This is a genomic window from Nonomuraea sp. B1E8, assembly GCF_039871515.1.
Classification (GTDB): Bacteria; Actinomycetota; Actinomycetes; order Streptosporangiales; family Streptosporangiaceae; genus Nonomuraea.
The window spans coordinates 326,059-342,476 of the sequence record NZ_JBDPLS010000005.1 but is presented as its reverse complement, the minus strand read 5'-3'; the positions used below and the strand labels follow the sequence as shown (position 1 = coordinate 342,476).

Sequence of the window (16,418 nt, the reverse complement as noted above, 5' to 3'; positions counted from 1 at the left end):
CTCGCCGGAAGATCACCGGGCGCCCTGGCCCCGGCGTCCGTGCGCGCTCATGACTTACGTAGACATAATGAGTGAGATTCGTTTGTCAGCTATGTGGGGGACGGATCTCCCTGCACATGTGAGCGTGAGGAGCTTGGGGTGCAAGACCTTCTGTCCGCGATCTCGGACTTCGTCTGGGGGCCGTTCCTGCTGATCCCCCTGCTCCTGCTGACGGGCCTCTATCTCACGATCATGCTGCGCGGCCTGCAGTTCCACAAACTCTTCTACGCCCTGTGGCTCGCGCTCATCCGGCGCAAGGAAGCCGAGGGCGTGGGCGACATCTCCCACTACCAGGCCCTGTCGACGGCCCTGGCGGCCACCGTGGGCGTCGGCAACATCGCGGGCGTCGCCACGGCCATCAACCTCGGCGGCCCTGGCGCCCTGTTCTGGATCTGGGTGACCGGGCTGGTCGGCATGGCGACGAAATACTCCGAGGCGTTCCTCGGCGTGCGCTTCCGCCGTACCGACGCCAAGGGCGAGCAGAGCGGCGGCCCGATGTTCTACCTGACCTACGGGGTGGGCGGGAGGTTCGGCGCGACCCTGGGCGTGCTGTTCGCCGTCTTCGGCGCGCTCGCGGCGTTCGGCATCGGCAACATGGTGCAGTCCAACAGCGTGGCCGACGCGGTCAACTCGGAGTGGGGTGTTCCCATGTGGCTGACCGGCGCGATCATCACGGTGCTCGCCGCGGTCGTCATCCTGGGCGGCATCAAGAGCATCGGCGCGGTCACCAGCGCCTTCGTCCCCGTGATGATCGTCTTCTACATCATCGGCGCCCTGTGGATCATCATCGCCAACATCGGCAACCTGCCCGGGGCGCTGGCCCTCGTCCTCACTGACGCCTTCACCGGCACCGCCGCCACCGGCGGATTCGCCGGCGCGGGCATCCTGCTGGCCATCCGGTACGGCGTGGCCCGCGGCATCTTCTCCAACGAGTCGGGCCTCGGCACCGGTGGCATCGCCGCGGCGGCGGCCAAGACGAACGAGCCCGTGCGGCAGGCGCTCGTGTCGATGACCCAGACGTTCATCGACACGCTGGTCGTGGTCAGCATGACCGGCCTGGCCATCATCGTCACCGGCGTCTGGCGCAGCGGCGAGACCGGCGCGCCGCTCACCACCTCGGCCTTCAGCCACGGGCTGCCCGGCCAGTGGGGCGGCATCGTCGTGACGATCGGCCTGGTCTTCTTCGCGTTCTCCACGCTGCTCGGCTGGGCCTACTACGGCGAGCGCTGCATGGACCGGCTCTTCGGCAGGGCAGCGGTGGTGCCGTACCGGTTGCTGTTCATCGTGCTGATCTTCGTCGGCACGGTGCTGGAGCTGCAGACCGTGTGGACTTTGTCCGACATCATGAACGGTCTCATGGCGCTGCCCAACCTCATCGGCCTCCTCCTGCTCTCCGGGCTCGTCGTCCGGGAGACCCGCGCCTACTTCAACCGTCCCGACTGGGAGAAGATGTCCGCCGTCGAGCCGCGGTAAAAGGGTGTGCGCGCTGTCTGAGCCGGCTGCCAGGATGCACGCATGACTGATCTCGAACTGAAGTCGGATCTGCGCTTCTACCTGCAGCGTGCCCGCGAGGCCCTGCTGTGGAAGCTCGACGGCCTGTCCGACTACGACGTCCGCCGCCCGCTGACGCCCACAGGCACCAACCTGCTGGGGGTGGTCAAGCACGTCGCCGGCACGGAGGCGGGCTATCTCGGAGGCGTCTTCGCCCGGCCGTTCCCCGAGCCACTGCCGTGGATGGCGGAGGACGCCGAGCCCAACGCCGACATGTGGGCGAGCGCTGACGAGTCGCGCGAGGACATCGTGGGCCTCTATCACCGGGTGTGGGCCCACTCCGACGCGACGATCGACGCGCTGGCGCTCGACGCGGCCGGAGAGGTGCCGTGGTGGGCGGAGGGGCGTCGCAAGGTGACGCTGCACCGGATCATCACGCACATGATCGTCGAGACCAACCGGCACGCCGGCCACGCCGACATCGTCCGCGAGCTGATCGACGGGGCCGCCGGGATGCAGCGGGGGAACGACAACCTGCCGCAGGGCGACCAGGCGTGGTGGGAGGCTTACCGTGGCCGGCTGGAGCAGGTCGCGCGGGAGGCGGGCCGGCGGTCCGCCAGGTGAGGTGGGTCAGCGGTCCTGGGCGAGGTGATCGGCGAGCCCTATCGCCGGCAGGATCGCCTCGTCGACGATGTCGGCCAGGTCGGCGTCCGTGGGAGGCGCCCCGTCGATCAGCCGTTTGGTGACGAGCGCCTCGCCGATGTCGGCCACCACCGGGGTGATCCGCGCGGCGGGGAAGTGACCGCGCTCGGCGTAGTGGCGCAGCACCGTGCTGGTGAACGTGCCGCCTCGCGGGGCGAAGACCCTCTCGAACATGGCGTCGGAGATCTTCGCGGCGCCCTTGGGGTCGGTGAGGATCGCGGCGACCGCGCGGCCGGCCGGGCTCAGCGTCCACGTGACCATGAGCTGGAGCGACCGGATCAGGTCGCCGCGCAGGTCGTCGGCGGCGAGGGTCGGCTCCTCGACCGGATGTGAGTGATAGAGGGCGTCGAGGAGCACCTCGATCGGATCCGCCCAGCGACGATAGAGCGTGGTGCGGGCGGCCGCCGCGCGCCTGCCGATGCCCTCCATGGTCAGCCGTCCGACGCCGACCTCCAGGACCTCTTCCAGCACGGCGGCGTGGATGGCGTTGATCAGCTCCTGGCCGCGCCGCCGCGTCCGGCGGTTGCTCTCACCCATGCTGTTCCCTCATTTGGCTACAGGGCTGTATCTTACTCGCGTAGTTAAGCTACAGTCGTGTATCTAGAGTCTGGGGATCACTCATGTCCATCTCCGCTCCGGCCCTCGCCCAGGGCGCCGTCCCGCTCGCCCGGCGATCCCTCGCCCCCGACCTCGCGCGCGGGGTCATGCTGCTGCTCATCGCGGTGGCGCACGCGCACATGTACCTGTCCGGGCACGCCACGGGCTTCCGCGGCTACACCCTGGACGGAGGCGCCCTCGACCGGGTGGTGGCCGGGGTGCAGATCCTCCTGGTGGACGGCCGCGCGCTGCCCATGTTCGCCGCCCTGTTCGGCTACGGCCTGGTCCAGTTGGCGGATCGGCGGCTCAGCGCCGGGCAGAGCTGGCCGGAGGTGCGGCGGGTGCTGCGCCGCCGGAGCCTGTGGCTGCTGGCGTTCGGCTTCTGCCACGCGCTCCTGCTGTTCTTCGGCGACATCCTCGGCGCGTACGGGCTGGTCGGGCTGGTGCTCGTCGGCTTTCTACGGCGCAGCGACCGTGCCCTGTTCTGGGCCGCCGGCGTGGCGGCCGTCCTGCACGTCGTCGTGCTCGCCCTGTTCGGGCTGCTCACCGTGACCGCCGAGAAGGGCGACACGCCGGCCGCCATGGCCGACCCGCTCCAGGCGGCCCTGACGCGGATCATCGGCTGGACCGGGATGACCCCCACCTACTTCGCCGTGAGCGTCGTGCCCGCCTTCCTGCTCGGGATCTGGGCGGCCCGCCGCCGGCTGCTGGACGAGCCGGCGCTGCACCGAGCGCTGCTCTCGCGGGTCGCCGCCGTCGGCACGCTGATCGCGGTCGCAGGCGCCGTGCCGCTGACGCTGGTCGACACGCAACTCTGGAGCCCCACGGACGCGGTCGCCATCTCCGCGTACGCCCTGCACAGCGTGACCGGCATCGCCGGCGGGCTCGCGTACGCCGCGCTGGTCGGGCTCGTCGCAGCCCAGGGCAGGCGGCGCTCCACCGGAACCGTGACCAGGGCGCTGGCCGCCTGCGGCCAGTGGTCGCTCACCTGCTACCTGCTCCAGTCGGTGGTCTTCGTCGCCATCTTCACGCCGTACCTGGGCGGGCTCGCCACCCACGTTGGCGACGCCGCCGCGTCCGGCATCGCCGTGCTCACGTGGCTCGGGACCGTGGTCCTGGCCGCCGCGCTGTCGCGTACGGGGCGGCGCGGGCCGGCGGAGACGGCGCTGCGGCGGCTGACCTACCCCGGCGCCCGCTGAACCGGCGGCCGGTACGGCGGCGGCTCACATACCGCCGCGGTGGTCCTGGCCACCCACGACCGCAGGCTGCTGCGCGACACCGCCACCTGGCCGCGGCTGCGGATCTGCGAGCGCGCCGAGCGTTCAGAGCCACAACCACAGAGCGAGCGCGGCGGCGGCGACGAGCACGATCGAGGCGCCGGCGAGGGCCTTCCCGAGCGTGGAAGCCGGCGCCAGCCGGCCCAGGCCGGTGCGCCGGCGGGAGCGCGCCATCCGGCCGTCGCCGCCGCCGTCCCGCGAGAGCATCCGGTCGAGGCCGGCCCTGACGGCGTCGGCGACGGGGGTTCCGGTCAAGCTCAGCTCGCGCATCGTGCCGCCGGCCATGGTGTGGAGCAGGGCCGGGGCCGTCCCCGGCGCACCGAGGGTCATGATCGCGAGCAGGAACGTCCGGGGAGGGCTGTCCAGGTCCGCCAGGATCTCCTTGATGTCGGCCGACGTCAGATAGCGGCGGTGGCCTACCCAGAGCACGTCCTGGTAGCGGAGCACGCTCTCCTCGGCCGCGCAGATGGAGCTGATCGCCTCGATGAGGTAGCGGTGGCGCGCCAGCGCGTACCTGACGGCCTCCATGCCCCGCGGATCGGTGGGCAGCGCGCGGCGGTCCGCCTCGGTGATCACGATCTCCAGCACCTTGCGGTTGCGGGACCGGACGGCGACGTGGCACAGCTCGTCCTCCGACATGACGGCGAGCACCTTGTGCAGGTGCTCGGAGCCCTGGAGGCAGGCGATGAGCAACCTGCCCGAGGGAGCGCTCGCGGGCAGGAGCTTGCTCATCGCGGCGAGCAGCGCCGGGGAGAGCCCGTGCTCCAGGCGGCGCTGGCCGCCCAGATCGACCAGCATCTCCTCGACGTCGGCCGCGTGCATCGGCGCCGCGTACAGCAGCCGCAGCAGGATCTCGAAGAAGTCGCGCACGACGGCCGAACCGCTCAGCCTCTCCGGCGGGCGGATCGGGTTCGCCCTGATGAACACCCGGTACGTCTTGCGGTCCTGGTCGGTCACCCGGTCGCGGGCCCGCTCCGCCAACTGCACGTTGAGCGCGCCGAGCCGCTGCTCCTCGGCGTGCGCGATGCTCTCACGGCACTGGTGCAGCAACTGCTCCACCGAAGGCCTCGGCGGGCGTACGACGGGCTGCCCTCCGTACGCCGTGACCCCGTCGGAGGCATGGCCGCGGAGCAGCCTGGACGCCGCCGCGCGGTCGGACACGTCGTCGAAGTCGCGCGGCTCCACCAGGGTGCCGAGCCACCCCATCAGGGCGCGGAGGTCGTCACCCTGATAACGCTCGAGCTCCTTCTCGTAGAGCAGCGCCTGGGGCGGGAACGACGCCGGCCGGTCATCCGCCTCCCAGGGCAGCTCCCACGCGCCGTGGGTGGGCGGCACCTCGGCGAAGGAGAGCCGGATCCGGTGCCGGGAGGCGCTGTTGGTCCAGGTGGAGACCGCCAGCGTGTGGCGGAACCCGTACGGGAGGAGTGCGGCCACGGCGTCGAGGAAGTCCAGCCGCCCTTCCGGCGGGAGGTGGCCGGCCCGCACCACGCAGACGGGCCGCCCGGTGAGCAGGAGCGCCGCCGCCCGCCGCGCCGTGCCGTTCACCTGGGCGGCGAGGTGCCGCTCGTCGTAGGCGGCGAGGGAGAGCCGGAAGGGCGCGTCGCCGGAGAAGTCCTCCCCGGCCAGCGCTTCGTACAGGGCGCGGTACGACACCGCGCTCGGCCCCGCGATCACGTCGGCCCAGCGCACGCAGACGGAGTACGTCATCGCGTACGGGCGGTGGAAGCCGTCCTGGGAGTCGGGCTCCCTCTGCAGGGACAACCCCAGCCACGGCTCGCCGCCCGCGGCGAAGTAGCTGGTCGCCACGCGGGGCAGGGCCTTGGGCTCCATGGTGCCGGAGGTGAACGCCTTGAGCCACATGCCGAACTCCGCGTGGGAGATCGCCCCCGCGCTGCAGCGGATCACGCCGTAGTCGTCCAGGCTCTCCGGCGTCTTGCCGAGGATCGCCCAGTGCGCGGTCAGCCGTCCCATCGCCTGCTCCCGATCGCGCCGGGCCGGAGCATCCGGCCGAGCCAGAGCACGGGCTCCATGACGTTCATGGGGCGGATGGCGCCCCGGATCGTCAGCCCGCCGCCGGCGTTGTCGATGACGTTCAGGTAGTCGTCCGGGTCGAAGCGGCCGAGCTCCTCGTCGATGAACAGGCCGACCGACGACGTCACGAAGTATTTGATGCGGTCCTCGTGGAAGAACGCCTCGATCAGGTCGAGGATCATCTCCGTGTTGTGGTCGTGGGCCTCGTGGCACAGCAGCCGGAAGAAGTCGCGGACGCGTTCGGGGGGCACGTGGGGGATGCGCAGCTCGTCGGTGGGGTCCCGCTCCGTGAACCCTTCCTCCATCGCGATCCGCAACACCCGGGGGTCGTCGTACTTGGTGATGCATACCGCGATGTGGTGGGGCAGCTTGCCGTCCTCGTACTCGTCGCCGACGAGCATCCGGCCGGCGACCTCGTGCAGGGCGGCGTCCAGGTGCTTGAACGCGTCGCCCACCCGGGCCTCACGGTCGGGGTCGAACATGTAGATCAGCCCGCGGCTCTTGACGAGGCTGTCGACCAGGGCCTTCTTGTCGATGTTCGACTCCGACTCGGCGTACAGGTCGCCTCGGAGGTCGAGGAAGTCGAGCTTGATCTTCGGTGCCTTCGCCGCGCGCGCCGTCCACGGCCACCACCATCGCCGGCGTGTCTCCGCCGGGCCGATGATCATCCAGCTGTAGTGGGTGAGGGCCTCGGTGGGGGCGGGGAACGTACGCGCCTGCAGCAGCGTGTTGCGCAGTTTCGCCAGCTCTGTCCGCGACACCGCGTTCTCGCCGATGAGCCTCCAGCCGGCGTCACGGGACTTGTTCAGTGCGATGCTCAGCGCCGCCAGGAAGGCGGTCTTGCCGCTGCCCGAGGCTCCCCACATCGCGATGTCGGGCTCCCGGCCGCGCTCGGGATCGTCAGGGACGGAGTCAGTGTCGGCCACCGCTGTCCTCACTCTGGGAGACGAAGGGAAGGGAGAGCACCCTCGCCGGCTCGGTCACCAGGCCGAGCCGGACCGCGAGCTCTTCCGCGTTGACCGCGTCCACCTGGAACAACGCGGTCGAGCCGAGCCGGTGCCAGGGCGACGTGGAGGTGGCCGGCGGACTGTCGCAGATGACCGCGCTCCGGAGTCCGTGGTGCTGCTCCATGTCGCGCAGCAGCGCCAGCCAGTCGTGCCGCGCGGGACAGGCCGGCACCCGGTCGAGGCCGGACCGAGGAGGGTGCGGGGGCCGCGCCCCGATGGTGAGCAGCGCCGTGCGCGTGCTCCCCGGCTGCTGGATCAGCCGGGTGCGCACCTCCGCGAGCATGTCCTCGACCTGGGCGGCGTTCGGGTAGGTCGGCGCGGTGGGCCGCAGGGATTCGAGGGCGGCGCGGGCCTGCGCCGTGGACGCCGACCAGGCGGCGACGGCCGGCCGGCTGCGGTCCGCGCGCCTGGTGTCGTACACGTGGGTGCCGTATCCCATGACGGACACCTTGAGCTGCCGGAGGTCGGGGCAGCGTTCGGCGAGCAGGTCGATGACGTAGCCGGCCCAGTGGCAGCGGGCCTCGAACTCCTCCCTCGTGCCCGCCGTCTCGATGGCGCACACCAGGTGCGCGGGCCGGGGCGGGCGCTGGAGCCGATCCGGCAGGGTGGCCACGATCTCCTCCCACGTGCGCGTGTCCGGCCGGAGCCCGGGGACCTCGGGGAAGCGGACCAGGCCGGGGCGTTCCAGCACCGCCCGCAACGGGTGCCGCCCCGGCGGGAGCGGCGCGTGGTCGGCCGACACCAGCCCCGACGGCTGGAGCGGGCCCGACCAGGCGGAGACCGCGAGCACCATGCCGCCCGCGTCGGTGCACGTGACGGTCACGTGGGCCTCGTCGCCGGGCTGCGCGCCGGCGCCGAAGAGCCGCCGGCCCACGAGTTCGAGCCTGCCGTCCCCCGCGCGTTCCCTGGCCACGATCAGGTCGTACGTCTGGCGCAGGGGTGCCCCGGCGGTCAGCTCGCCGAGCAGCTCCCCGACCTTCACCCCCGGCGCCTCGACGAGCCGGGCCGACGGGCGCCACTGCAGCAGCGCGCGCACCGCCGCCTCCTGCTCGTACCCGCCGGCGGAGCGCGCGACCACCACGGGATCGGTCTCGTCGGCGGAGATGAGATCGCGGGCGACCCGGAGCACCGCGTCGAAGACCTCGTCGCCCGAGGCGGTCAGGGTGGACCACTTGGCGGAGGCTCTGCGCGTGTGGTGGGCCGTGCCGACCTCGTCGGCGCGGACCTCGAAGACACGTATGCCGGCAGCGTCGATCTCCACGACGGCCAGCCGTTCCCTGAATGAGACGATCAGATCGGCGAGCTCGCCACGCAACCCGCCCTCTGCGAAATGGTGCAAGAATCTCCCCGCCCGTTTCAAGACCCTGTTCGGCGACTAACCCTGTTCAGCACCAATGGTGAAATATGTAGTTGGTCATCTTTTGTCCGTTTTCTGATAGGTCGACCCGGGCTGGTGAATGAGACTTCAGCGAGTAGAATTCATTCTCTTGTTATAAGTTATCGGATGTGCTTGAGGAATCCTCCACCCTTGGGTGTGGAGGAATAAGGCTTGTGGACGGGCCACTATTTCGAACACATGCACGAGGGCTGGCGATAGAATGGGAGGCGTGGCGCAAATAGTGAAGCGGTCGTTCAAGTACCGCTTCTACCCGACCCCCGGCCAAGCCGACGAGCTTGCCCGGACGTTCGGCTGTGTCCGCCTCGTCTACAACAAAGCCCTGGAAGAACGCACCCGCGCCTACACGCTGCACGGTCGTCGCGTCTCCTACGTGGAGTCGTCGGCCAAGCTGACCGAGTGGAAACGCAGCGGCGATTACGACTTCCTGTTCAAGGTGGCGTCCGTGCCGTTGCAGCAGGCGCTGCGCCATCTTCAGGCGGCGTTCGCGAACTTCTTCGCCAAGCGCGCCCAATACCCCACCTTCAAGAGCAGGAAGAAGGCACGCGCGAGCGCGGAGTACACCCGCTCGGCGTTCCGCTGGCGCGACGGCACGCTTACGCTGGCCAAGATGGACACGCCGCTGGACATCCGCTGGTCGCGCCCGCTGCCGGAAGGAGCCGAGCCGTCCACGGTCACCGTGTCCAGGGACGCGGCCGGGCGCTGGTTCGTGTCCGTCCTCGTTGAGGAGAAGATCGAGCCACTTGCGCCGGTTGCCGCGGCTGTGGGTGTGGACGCTGGTATCACGGCGCTGGCGACGCTGTCCACCGGCGAGAAGATCGTCAACCCGCGTCACGAGCGTCGCGATCGGCGCAGGCTGGCCCAAGCGCAGCGGGCACTGGCCCGCAAGACCAAGGGCTCGAACAACCGGGCCAAGGCCCGGCTCAAGGTAGCGCGGGTCCATGCCCGCATCGCCGACCGCAGAAGGGATCACCTGCACAAGGTCACCACCCGGCTTGTTCGCGAGAACCAAGTGATCGCCGTGGAAGACCTGACCGTCCGCAACATGATCAAGAATCGCAGGCTTGCCCGCGCCATCTCTGATGCGTCGTGGCGGGAACTGCGCGGCATGCTGGAGTACAAGGCGGCCTGGTACGGGCGTAGGCTCGTGGCCGTGGACCGCTGGTTCCCCTCCAGCAAGCTGTGCTCGGCGTGCGGGGCCCTGCACGACCGGATGCCGCTGCACATCCGCGCATGGACCTGCGCTTGCGGTGCGGTCCATGACCGGGATGTCAACGCGGCCCAGAACGTGCTCGCCGCCGGGCTGGCGGAGAGCTGAAACGCCTGTGGAGCTGGTGTAAGACCTCAACGAGAGTCCTCTCGGGCGGGCAACCGGCGGTGAAGCAGGAACCCTCACGGGCAACCGTGAGAATCCCCCTCGTTCCGGGAGGGGGATGATGTCAAGGTAGTCAGTGGATTACTCACGGGATAGGTTGTGCGGCGTCCTGTCCCTTTCCCCCCGGGGTGGCGTGTGGTCGGTAGATGGTTGATCGTCTTGTCGGGTGCGCGTCCCGAAGTGCTGGACAGGTGCAGGGGAGAGCGCGCCAGATTCCACGGCATGGGTGGCGCCATCCTGACCACAGCCTGCGTCGCCGCCATCTCCATGACGTTCGCCCTCGCCTCGGCGCTCAAGGTGTTCGCGCCGCTCGCCGTCCTCATCGGCCTCGTCTGGGGCGTGGCGATCCTGAGCCTCGACCGGTGGCTCGTCACGTCCCTGCCGGCCCAGGGCGGACGGCGCTTCTGGCTCGCCCTGCCCCGCGTGCTCCTCGCGCTGCTGCTCGGCGCCGTCATCTCCACGCCGCTGGTCCTGCAGATCTTCAAGCCCGAGATCGACGCCGAGATCGTCGACATCCAGCAGGAACGGACCGACGCGTTCACCCGCGCGCAGCAGGCGGGCGAGACCGGCCGGCGCATCGCCGAGCTGGAGAAGTCGGCCACGGCACTGGAAGCCGTGATCGTCTCCCGCGGTGAGAGCCCGCTCGACCCCGCCGCCGACCCCCGCGTCCAGGAGCTGACCAAGTCGCGGGCCCAGGCCGTCAAGCAGCGCGACAAGGCCTACCAGGAATGGCAGTGCCAGCTGTACATCGGGCCGCCCAAGTGCGCGAAGAAGGGTCGAGGTCCGCTCGCGAAGGCGGCGGAGGAGGCGTACATCACGGCCCGCGACCGGGCGAAGGACCTCGACGGGCAGATCGAGCAGCGCAGGCAGCAGCTCAGCGACACCCAGAAGGCAGGAAAGGCGACCAGGCTGACCCAGGCGGAGCAGGACCTGCGCGCCGTGCAGGCCGAGCTGGACAAGCTGACCGAGCAGCAGGCCGGGCTCCGCAACGGCTTCGCCCAAAAGATCACGGGGTCCGACGGCCTGATGTTGCGGCTGGAGGCGCTCAGCAGGGTCTCGCGGGACAACGCCACCCTCAGCACGGCGAGGCTCCTGCTGTTCCTGTTCATCCTGCTCATCGAGTGCCTGCCGATCCTCGTCAAGCTCATGCAGCGGCCCGGCAGCTACGACACGATCGTGGCGGCGCTGGAGAAGCAGGAGGTCAACGACGCCATCGACCAGATCAACGAGGCCGACAGGCGGCTCGCGCGCGGCGCCAGGCGGGACGGCCCGACCCGGCCGTACACCGCGGAGGATCCGCGTACGGACACCTCCCACGACGCCTTCCGCGACACCTCCCGTGACACCTTCCGTGACGCCGGCACGCCGTACCCGCCGCCGCGGCAGGAGGACAACGTGACCAGGAGCTTCGAGGACGAGGCGCTGCGCGACCTCCGCGACGACCGCGCCGCACGGACGGCGACCGGCGGGCGGGCCGAGTACGCCGGGCTGAACGATGATTGGTAAGCGCGTCGCCGGCCGGTTCGTCATCGAGGCGCCCCTGGGCAGCGGCGGCATGGGATGGGTCTGGCGCGGCCGTGACGACAAGCTCGACCGGGTGGTGGCGCTCAAGCAGGTGCGTGCGGACGTCGGGCGCCTGCCGGAGCTGAAGGCGCGGGCCGAACGCGAGGCGCAGGCGCTGGCCAGGATCGACCACCCCGGCATCGTCCGCGTACACGACGTGCTCGACGCCCCCGACGGCCCGTGGATCGTGATGGACTACGTCCAGGGCACCGTGCTCGGCGCGCTCATCAAGAGGTCGCCGCTGGCCGAGCCCGCCGTGGCGCGCATCGGCGCCCAGGCGCTCGACGCGCTCGCCGCCGCGCACGCGGTGGGGGTGCTCCACCGCGACGTGAAGCCGGACAACATCCTGATCACCGCCTCCAGCGCGGTCGTCCTGGTCGACTTCGGGATCGCCACCATCGAGGGTCACGAGCGCATCACCATGCTCGGCCACGTGATCGGCACCCCCGACTTCATCGCCCCCGAGCGCATACGCGGCACGCCGGTGGGTCCGGCGGCCGACCTGTGGTCGCTCGGGGCCACCCTCTACACGGCCCTGGAAGGACGCCCGCCCTTCCACAGGCGCACCGAGGAGGCCACCAGGTTCGCGATCCTCACCTCGCCCCCGGACCCCATGACCAGGGCGGTCCGGCTCAAGCCGACCCTCGACCGGTTGCTCGCCAAGAGCCCGGCCAACCGGATGACCGCCGACGAGCTGGCGCGGCAGCTGGAAGGGGCCGCCAGGGGCGATCCCGGCACCGTACGGCGCCGGTCGTCGCGTGCCTCCACGACAACGCCACCCCGTCCTCTCCGGTCGTCCCGGCCGCCCGGGGAGGACGAGGCGCCACGGGCGAACGGCGGCGTTCCCGACGGCAGAGGCGTCTCCGAGGGCGGTGCAGGCGATGGCGGGGGAGCGGGTGCCGGTGTGGCGGCGCGACGAGTACGCCGGGCGCTGGCGGACGCCGGCGACGCGGAGCGGGGTTCGCTGATCCTCACCCTGCCTCCCGACGAGGCGGCGGTGCTGCTCGCCGAGCGGTGGAGGTTGTTCACGACCGCCGCGGTGGAGGAGATGTGCCGCCAGGCGGCGAAGAGCGCGACGATCCTCCAGATGCTGCTCCCGTCCCGCGCGGGCTGGCTGCTCACCCAGGTACGCGACCCGCGCCTGGTGGCCAGGGTGGTCCTCGCGATGAACGCCCACCACCGCGGGCTCGTGCTGGGCCAGATGCACGATCGGCATTCGGCGGCGGCCATCGAGGCGATGGCCGGCATCGACACCCGGCAGACCGGCCTTGCCGTCACCGCGATGCAGAAGGACCCGGCGGCTCAGGCGCTGAGCCGCCTTCCGCCTGCCACGATCGCCGGGTTGCTGGCGCAGACCCCGCCGTCCTGCCGCGCCGGCCTGGTGCCCCTGTTGCCGTCGGGGATCCGCGAGGACGTGGCACGCCGGCTCGCCGGCTGAGGCGACCGAGAAGCGGTCCGGCCGGGGTGTGACCGGAGGCCGAGGCCGTGCAGGCGGCGGCCTCCGGGTGGCGGGCTCAGCTGGGCAGGTGGTTCGGGGCGGCGGCGCTGTCAGGTGGGGCCAGGTGCTCCAGGAGCGCGTTGATGGGCGCGACGGCGACGTCCTCGCTGGGACGGGAGAGGAAGACGTTGACGTGGTACTCGCCGTCCGCTTCCTTGCCGGTGGGGTCGAGGCCCTGCTCGGCCAGCGACCGCAGGGCGAACTCCCGCTCCAGGTCGTCGGCGAACCGCCGCTGCGGGAAGGTGGTGTTGTCCAGCTGCTCCGTGATCAGCCCGTGGCGGGCGAGCGTGTCGGCCACGGGGGTGAAGTCGACCGTCCGCAGGCACAGAGCGGCGAACCAGGGACGGCGGTCGGGGGACGTGCAGTCGAGCAGCCGGTCGATCGACCGGTCGGTGATGTAGCCGATGCCGCCGGTGACCGTGATGAGGTCGGCCTCGCCGACGATCTGCGCCAGCTCGGGCGACGGGTCGTTCTGCTCCAGGTTGTCGGACGCTCCCGCGTCCAGCAGCCCCACGTGTACGGCGTAGTCGACGGCTGACGAGGCGGTGTCAAGCCCGATCACCCGGGGAGCCGCCTGCCGTCGATGGCTCCGGTAGAAGGTGCGGTCCTCGTCGGCGAGCTCTTCCGGGGCCAGATGGGCCACCTGGTCGTCGGTGTAGTGGTCGTAGAGGTGGTCGAGCGTGAGGTCGCATTTCATCAGCGCCGCGTTCACGCCGTACGAACAGCACAGGTCCACGACGGTCGGGGAGTCCACGTCGAGCGCGTCGAGCACCTTGAGGAAGACGCGTTGCCCGTGGTGGGGGACGGTGTAGTCCAAGCTGCCGAGGCGGTCGAAGTACGCCCGGGGGTCTGGACGATCGTAGATGTCGTTGAAGTCGGCCTTTTCCAGCTTCCGGTCAGTGATCTGATCGTCTGCTCGCACACTTTGCCTTTCTGGGTGACTGTGTCACTACAGGGACAAACGACCCATTTAACGTATCACGTGTAATAAATCATGATTTAGTGGGATTTCCACAGGGCGGAAGTCCGGCACCGCACACGCGAGCGTGACGTGCTCGTGAAGTCTTACGGGGTGGTGGAGCCGGGGCGGTCCAGGCCGGCGGCGAGTTCGGCGATGGCGGCGTCGCACTGCTGACCCAGCAGGGCCGTGGCGGACGCGTGGTCCAGGCCCGCGGCCTGGTCGAGCCACCGGTCCAGGACGACGTGGAGCGCCGCCAGCACGGCGGCCGCGCACACGGCCGGATAGTAGCCGTCGCGGCCCGGGGGGTCGACGCGTTCGGCGATCGCCTCGGCGAAGGTCTTCTCCTGGGCGGCGAGCACGGCCAGTTGCTGGGGCATCAGCGACGGCTCGCGCCGGATGAGCCGCAGCGCCTCGATGTGGTCGTGGCTGACGGCGTCGCCCTCGTTGAGGACGATGAGCACCGCCTCGCGGAACGCCCGCAACACCGACTCCGTGCGCGGCCGGGCCCTGAACTGGGTGACGAGTCGCTCCGCGGCGGCGGACACGGGCGCCACCATGGCCTCTTCTTTGCTGGAGAAGTAGTTGAAGAAGGTCCGCAGCGCGATGTCGGCCTCGTCGGCGATCTGCTCGACCGTGACGTTCTCGACGCCGTGGCGCAGGGCCAGGCGCAGGGCGGCGTCGCGGAGCGCGGCCCTGGTGGCCTGCTTCTTGCGTTCGCGGCGGCCGAGGGCCGGCGTCGCCGCGCCGGTCTGCGCGCTCACGTCATCACGGCGCGCTTGACGCTCTCGCGCAGCAGGGCGCGACGCTGCTCGTGCGCGCCGGGGGGTTCGTCGGCGGTCGCGGCGTAGACGTTGCTGACCGGCGACCAGGCCATGGACATGGCGATGACCAGGGCCATCACGTCGAACGGGTCGCCCGGTCGCACGGCCCCCGCGGCCTGGGCCTCGGCGATGGCGCGCAGCTTGCGCTCGTCGAGGCGGTCGGTGTCGTCGACGAGGTGGCCGGCGGGGCGCCGCTCCAGGCGCGCCCAGGTGGCCAGCCGGATGAGGTCGGGGCGGCGGAGATATTCGTCGTAGAGGCGCACGGCCCAGTCGGCGAGGTCGGTGGCGTCGATCGGGACGACGTTGGTGATCCGCTCGAGGGAACCGAAGAAGATGGCGTCGAACAACCCTTCCTTGCTGCCGAAATAGGCGTAGAGCTGCGCCTTGTTGGTGCGTGCGGCCGCGACGATCCGCTCGATGCGCGCCCCGGCGATGCCGTGCTCGGCGAACTCCCTGGTCGCCGCGTCGAGGATGCGGCCGCGGGTCGCGGCGCCGCGGGAGGTCAGGGGCGGGTCGGCCATGGCGCGAGCTTACCAAACAGAACAGTCGGTTTGCTATGCGGACATCCCCTGTGTCATCGTGAAATAGACCGAACAGTCTGTTTATAGGAGTCCCGGATGAGGACCACAGTGGGATGGCGCGCGGACGGCCCCGTGACGACGCTGCGGCGGGCGTCTCTGGAACGGCGCGACCTGCGTCCCGACGACATCGCGGTACGCGTGGACCACTGCGGCGTCTGCCACACCGACCTGCACGCCGTCCGCGCCCACCGCGAGGCCGGCGCGTCCGTCGTGCCCGGCCACGAGTTCACGGGCGTGGTGACCGAGACCGGTTCCGAGGTCACCCGGTTCGCGGCCGGCGACCCCGTCGCGGTCGGCAACATCGTCGACGCGTGCGGGGAGTGCGCCATGTGCCGCGCCGGCCAGGAGAACTTCTGCCACGCGTTCCCGACCCTGACCTACGGTGGCACCGACCGCCACGACGGATCGACCACCCTGGGGGCCTACTCCCGCGAGTACGTCGTCCGCGACCGCTTCGCCCACCGGCTCCCCGCCGGCCTCGACCCCGCGGCCGCGGCTCCGCTGCTCTGCGCCGGGGTCACCGTCTGGGAGCCGCTGAGCGCGCTCGGCGTGGGGCCGGGCACCCGCGTCGCCGTGGCAGGGTTGGGCGGCCTCGGCCACCTCGCGGTCAAGCTCGCCGTGGCGCTCGGCGCCGAGACCACGGTCGTCAGCCGGTCGGCGGGCAAGGCCGGCGACGCCCGCCGGCTCGGCGCCCACGACGTCGTCGTCTCCACGGATCCGGACCGGATGGCCGCGGCGCGCGACCGGTTCGACGTCGTCATCGACACCATCCCCGCCCCGCACGACCTCGGCCCCTACCTGCGGCTCGTGGCCATGGACGGGACCCTCAGCCTCGTCGGGCACCTCGGGCAGGTCACCCTGCAGGCCATGGACCTGCTCGTCGGGCGTAAGAAGCTCAGCTCCGCGGGCAGCGGCGGCCGGCCAGGAACCGCCGCCCTGCTGGACTTCTGCGCCGAGCACGGCGTCGCCGCCGACATCGAGCTGCTCCCCTCGGCACGCGTCAACGAAGCACTCGACCGCCTCGAACGCAACGACGTGCGCTACCGCTTCGTCCTCGACCTGTCCGACCTGCCCTGAAC

14 protein-coding genes are annotated in these 16,418 nt (G+C 70.8%); 7 read left to right on the top strand and 7 right to left on the bottom strand.

The features are described 5' to 3' along the window. Positions 1–138 precede the first annotated feature (138 nt). Together ABGA98_RS19550 and ABGA98_RS19545 are read left to right on the top strand one after the other, a co-directional pair. The gene (locus tag ABGA98_RS19550; RefSeq protein WP_347619761.1) at positions 139–1,512 is read left to right on the top strand and encodes a sodium:alanine symporter family protein; all 1,374 of its coding nucleotides are present in this window, start codon (positions 139–141) and stop codon (positions 1,510–1,512) included. A 42-nt stretch (positions 1,513–1,554) separates the two neighbouring features. Next, positions 1,555–2,154 (top strand): DinB family protein, encoded by a 600-nt coding sequence (locus tag ABGA98_RS19545; protein WP_347619760.1) that lies wholly within the window; start codon positions 1,555–1,557, stop codon positions 2,152–2,154. A gap of 6 nt (positions 2,155–2,160) precedes the next feature. On the opposite strand, the gene ABGA98_RS19540 is transcribed toward ABGA98_RS19545, so the two are convergent. Then, entirely contained in the window at positions 2,161–2,769 is a 609-nt protein-coding gene (locus ABGA98_RS19540; RefSeq protein ID WP_347619759.1) for a TetR-like C-terminal domain-containing protein, read from the bottom strand. A gap of 83 nt (positions 2,770–2,852) precedes the next feature. On the opposite strand from ABGA98_RS19540, the gene ABGA98_RS19535 reads away from it, so the two are divergent. Beyond that, positions 2,853–4,028, top strand: a complete 1,176-nt coding sequence (locus ABGA98_RS19535) for a DUF418 domain-containing protein (protein WP_347619758.1) — start codon at positions 2,853–2,855, stop codon at positions 4,026–4,028. Positions 4,029–4,151: 123 nt separating this feature from the next. Here the strand turns inward: ABGA98_RS19535 and ABGA98_RS19530 are convergent, their stop codons facing one another. From ABGA98_RS19530 to ABGA98_RS19520, 3 genes are read right to left on the bottom strand one after another with little or no spacing between them, the layout of a single operon-like run. Next, the gene (locus tag ABGA98_RS19530) at positions 4,152–6,077 is read right to left on the bottom strand and encodes a hypothetical protein (RefSeq protein ID WP_347619757.1); all 1,926 of its coding nucleotides are present in this window, start codon (positions 6,075–6,077) and stop codon (positions 4,152–4,154) included. Continuing rightward, positions 6,065–7,063 (bottom strand): hypothetical protein, encoded by a 999-nt coding sequence (locus ABGA98_RS19525; protein WP_347619756.1) that lies wholly within the window; start codon positions 7,061–7,063, stop codon positions 6,065–6,067. The genes ABGA98_RS19530 and ABGA98_RS19525 overlap by 13 nt, the downstream gene beginning before the upstream one ends. Then, complete coding sequence (locus tag ABGA98_RS19520) at positions 7,050–8,483, bottom strand: hypothetical protein (protein WP_347619755.1); 1,434 nt, start codon at positions 8,481–8,483, stop codon at positions 7,050–7,052. Before ABGA98_RS19520 ends, ABGA98_RS19525 begins: the two co-directional genes overlap by 14 nt. A gap of 259 nt (positions 8,484–8,742) precedes the next feature. Between ABGA98_RS19520 and ABGA98_RS19515 the strand changes: the two genes are divergently transcribed. From ABGA98_RS19515 to ABGA98_RS19505, 3 genes are all read left to right on the top strand, one after another. Beyond that, the gene (locus tag ABGA98_RS19515; RefSeq protein ID WP_347619754.1) at positions 8,743–9,858 is read left to right on the top strand and encodes an RNA-guided endonuclease TnpB family protein; all 1,116 of its coding nucleotides are present in this window, start codon (positions 8,743–8,745) and stop codon (positions 9,856–9,858) included. 156 nt (positions 9,859–10,014) lie between these two features. Continuing rightward, entirely contained in the window at positions 10,015–11,421 is a 1,407-nt protein-coding gene (locus ABGA98_RS19510; RefSeq protein ID WP_347619753.1) for a DUF4407 domain-containing protein, read from the top strand. Beyond that, positions 11,411–12,916, top strand: a complete 1,506-nt coding sequence (locus tag ABGA98_RS19505) for a serine/threonine-protein kinase (protein ID WP_347619752.1) — start codon at positions 11,411–11,413, stop codon at positions 12,914–12,916. The genes ABGA98_RS19510 and ABGA98_RS19505 overlap by 11 nt, the downstream gene beginning before the upstream one ends. A gap of 76 nt (positions 12,917–12,992) precedes the next feature. On the opposite strand, the gene ABGA98_RS19500 is transcribed toward ABGA98_RS19505, so the two are convergent. From ABGA98_RS19500 to ABGA98_RS19490, 3 genes are all read right to left on the bottom strand, one after another. Continuing rightward, positions 12,993–13,898 (bottom strand): class I SAM-dependent methyltransferase, encoded by a 906-nt coding sequence (locus ABGA98_RS19500; RefSeq protein WP_347619751.1) that lies wholly within the window; start codon positions 13,896–13,898, stop codon positions 12,993–12,995. Between the two features lie 143 nt (positions 13,899–14,041). Continuing rightward, a complete protein-coding gene (locus tag ABGA98_RS19495) occupies positions 14,042–14,698 on the bottom strand; it encodes a TetR/AcrR family transcriptional regulator (RefSeq protein WP_347619750.1) in 657 nt (218 codons plus the stop codon). Continuing rightward, a complete protein-coding gene (locus ABGA98_RS19490) occupies positions 14,695–15,279 on the bottom strand; it encodes a TetR family transcriptional regulator (RefSeq protein ID WP_347619749.1) in 585 nt (194 codons plus the stop codon). Before ABGA98_RS19490 ends, ABGA98_RS19495 begins: the two co-directional genes overlap by 4 nt. Before the next feature lie 96 nt (positions 15,280–15,375). Here ABGA98_RS19490 and ABGA98_RS19485 point away from each other — a divergent pair, with 96 nt between their 5' ends. Next, on the top strand, positions 15,376–16,416 hold the full coding sequence (locus ABGA98_RS19485) for an NAD(P)-dependent alcohol dehydrogenase (protein WP_347619748.1): 1,041 nt from the start codon (positions 15,376–15,378) through the stop codon (positions 16,414–16,416). Positions 16,417–16,418: the final 2 nt, after the last annotated feature.

Bases quoted from the DNA above. Each gene is read 5' to 3' on its own strand.
- ABGA98_RS19515 (WP_347619754.1), top strand. From the start codon at position 8,743: ATGGGAGGCGTGGCGCAAATAGTGAAGCGGTCGTTCAAGTACCGCTTC.
- ABGA98_RS19530 (WP_347619757.1), bottom strand. From the start codon at position 6,077: ATGGGACGGCTGACCGCGCACTGGGCGATCCTCGGCAAGACGCCGGAG.
- ABGA98_RS19545 (WP_347619760.1), top strand. From the start codon at position 1,555: ATGACTGATCTCGAACTGAAGTCGGATCTGCGCTTCTACCTGCAGCGT.
- ABGA98_RS19505 (WP_347619752.1), top strand. From the start codon at position 11,411: ATGATTGGTAAGCGCGTCGCCGGCCGGTTCGTCATCGAGGCGCCCCTG.
- ABGA98_RS19490 (WP_347619749.1), bottom strand. From the start codon at position 15,279: ATGGCCGACCCGCCCCTGACCTCCCGCGGCGCCGCGACCCGCGGCCGC.
- ABGA98_RS19485 (WP_347619748.1), top strand. From the start codon at position 15,376: ATGAGGACCACAGTGGGATGGCGCGCGGACGGCCCCGTGACGACGCTG.
- ABGA98_RS19535 (WP_347619758.1), top strand. From the start codon at position 2,853: ATGTCCATCTCCGCTCCGGCCCTCGCCCAGGGCGCCGTCCCGCTCGCC.
- ABGA98_RS19540 (WP_347619759.1), bottom strand. From the start codon at position 2,769: ATGGGTGAGAGCAACCGCCGGACGCGGCGGCGCGGCCAGGAGCTGATC.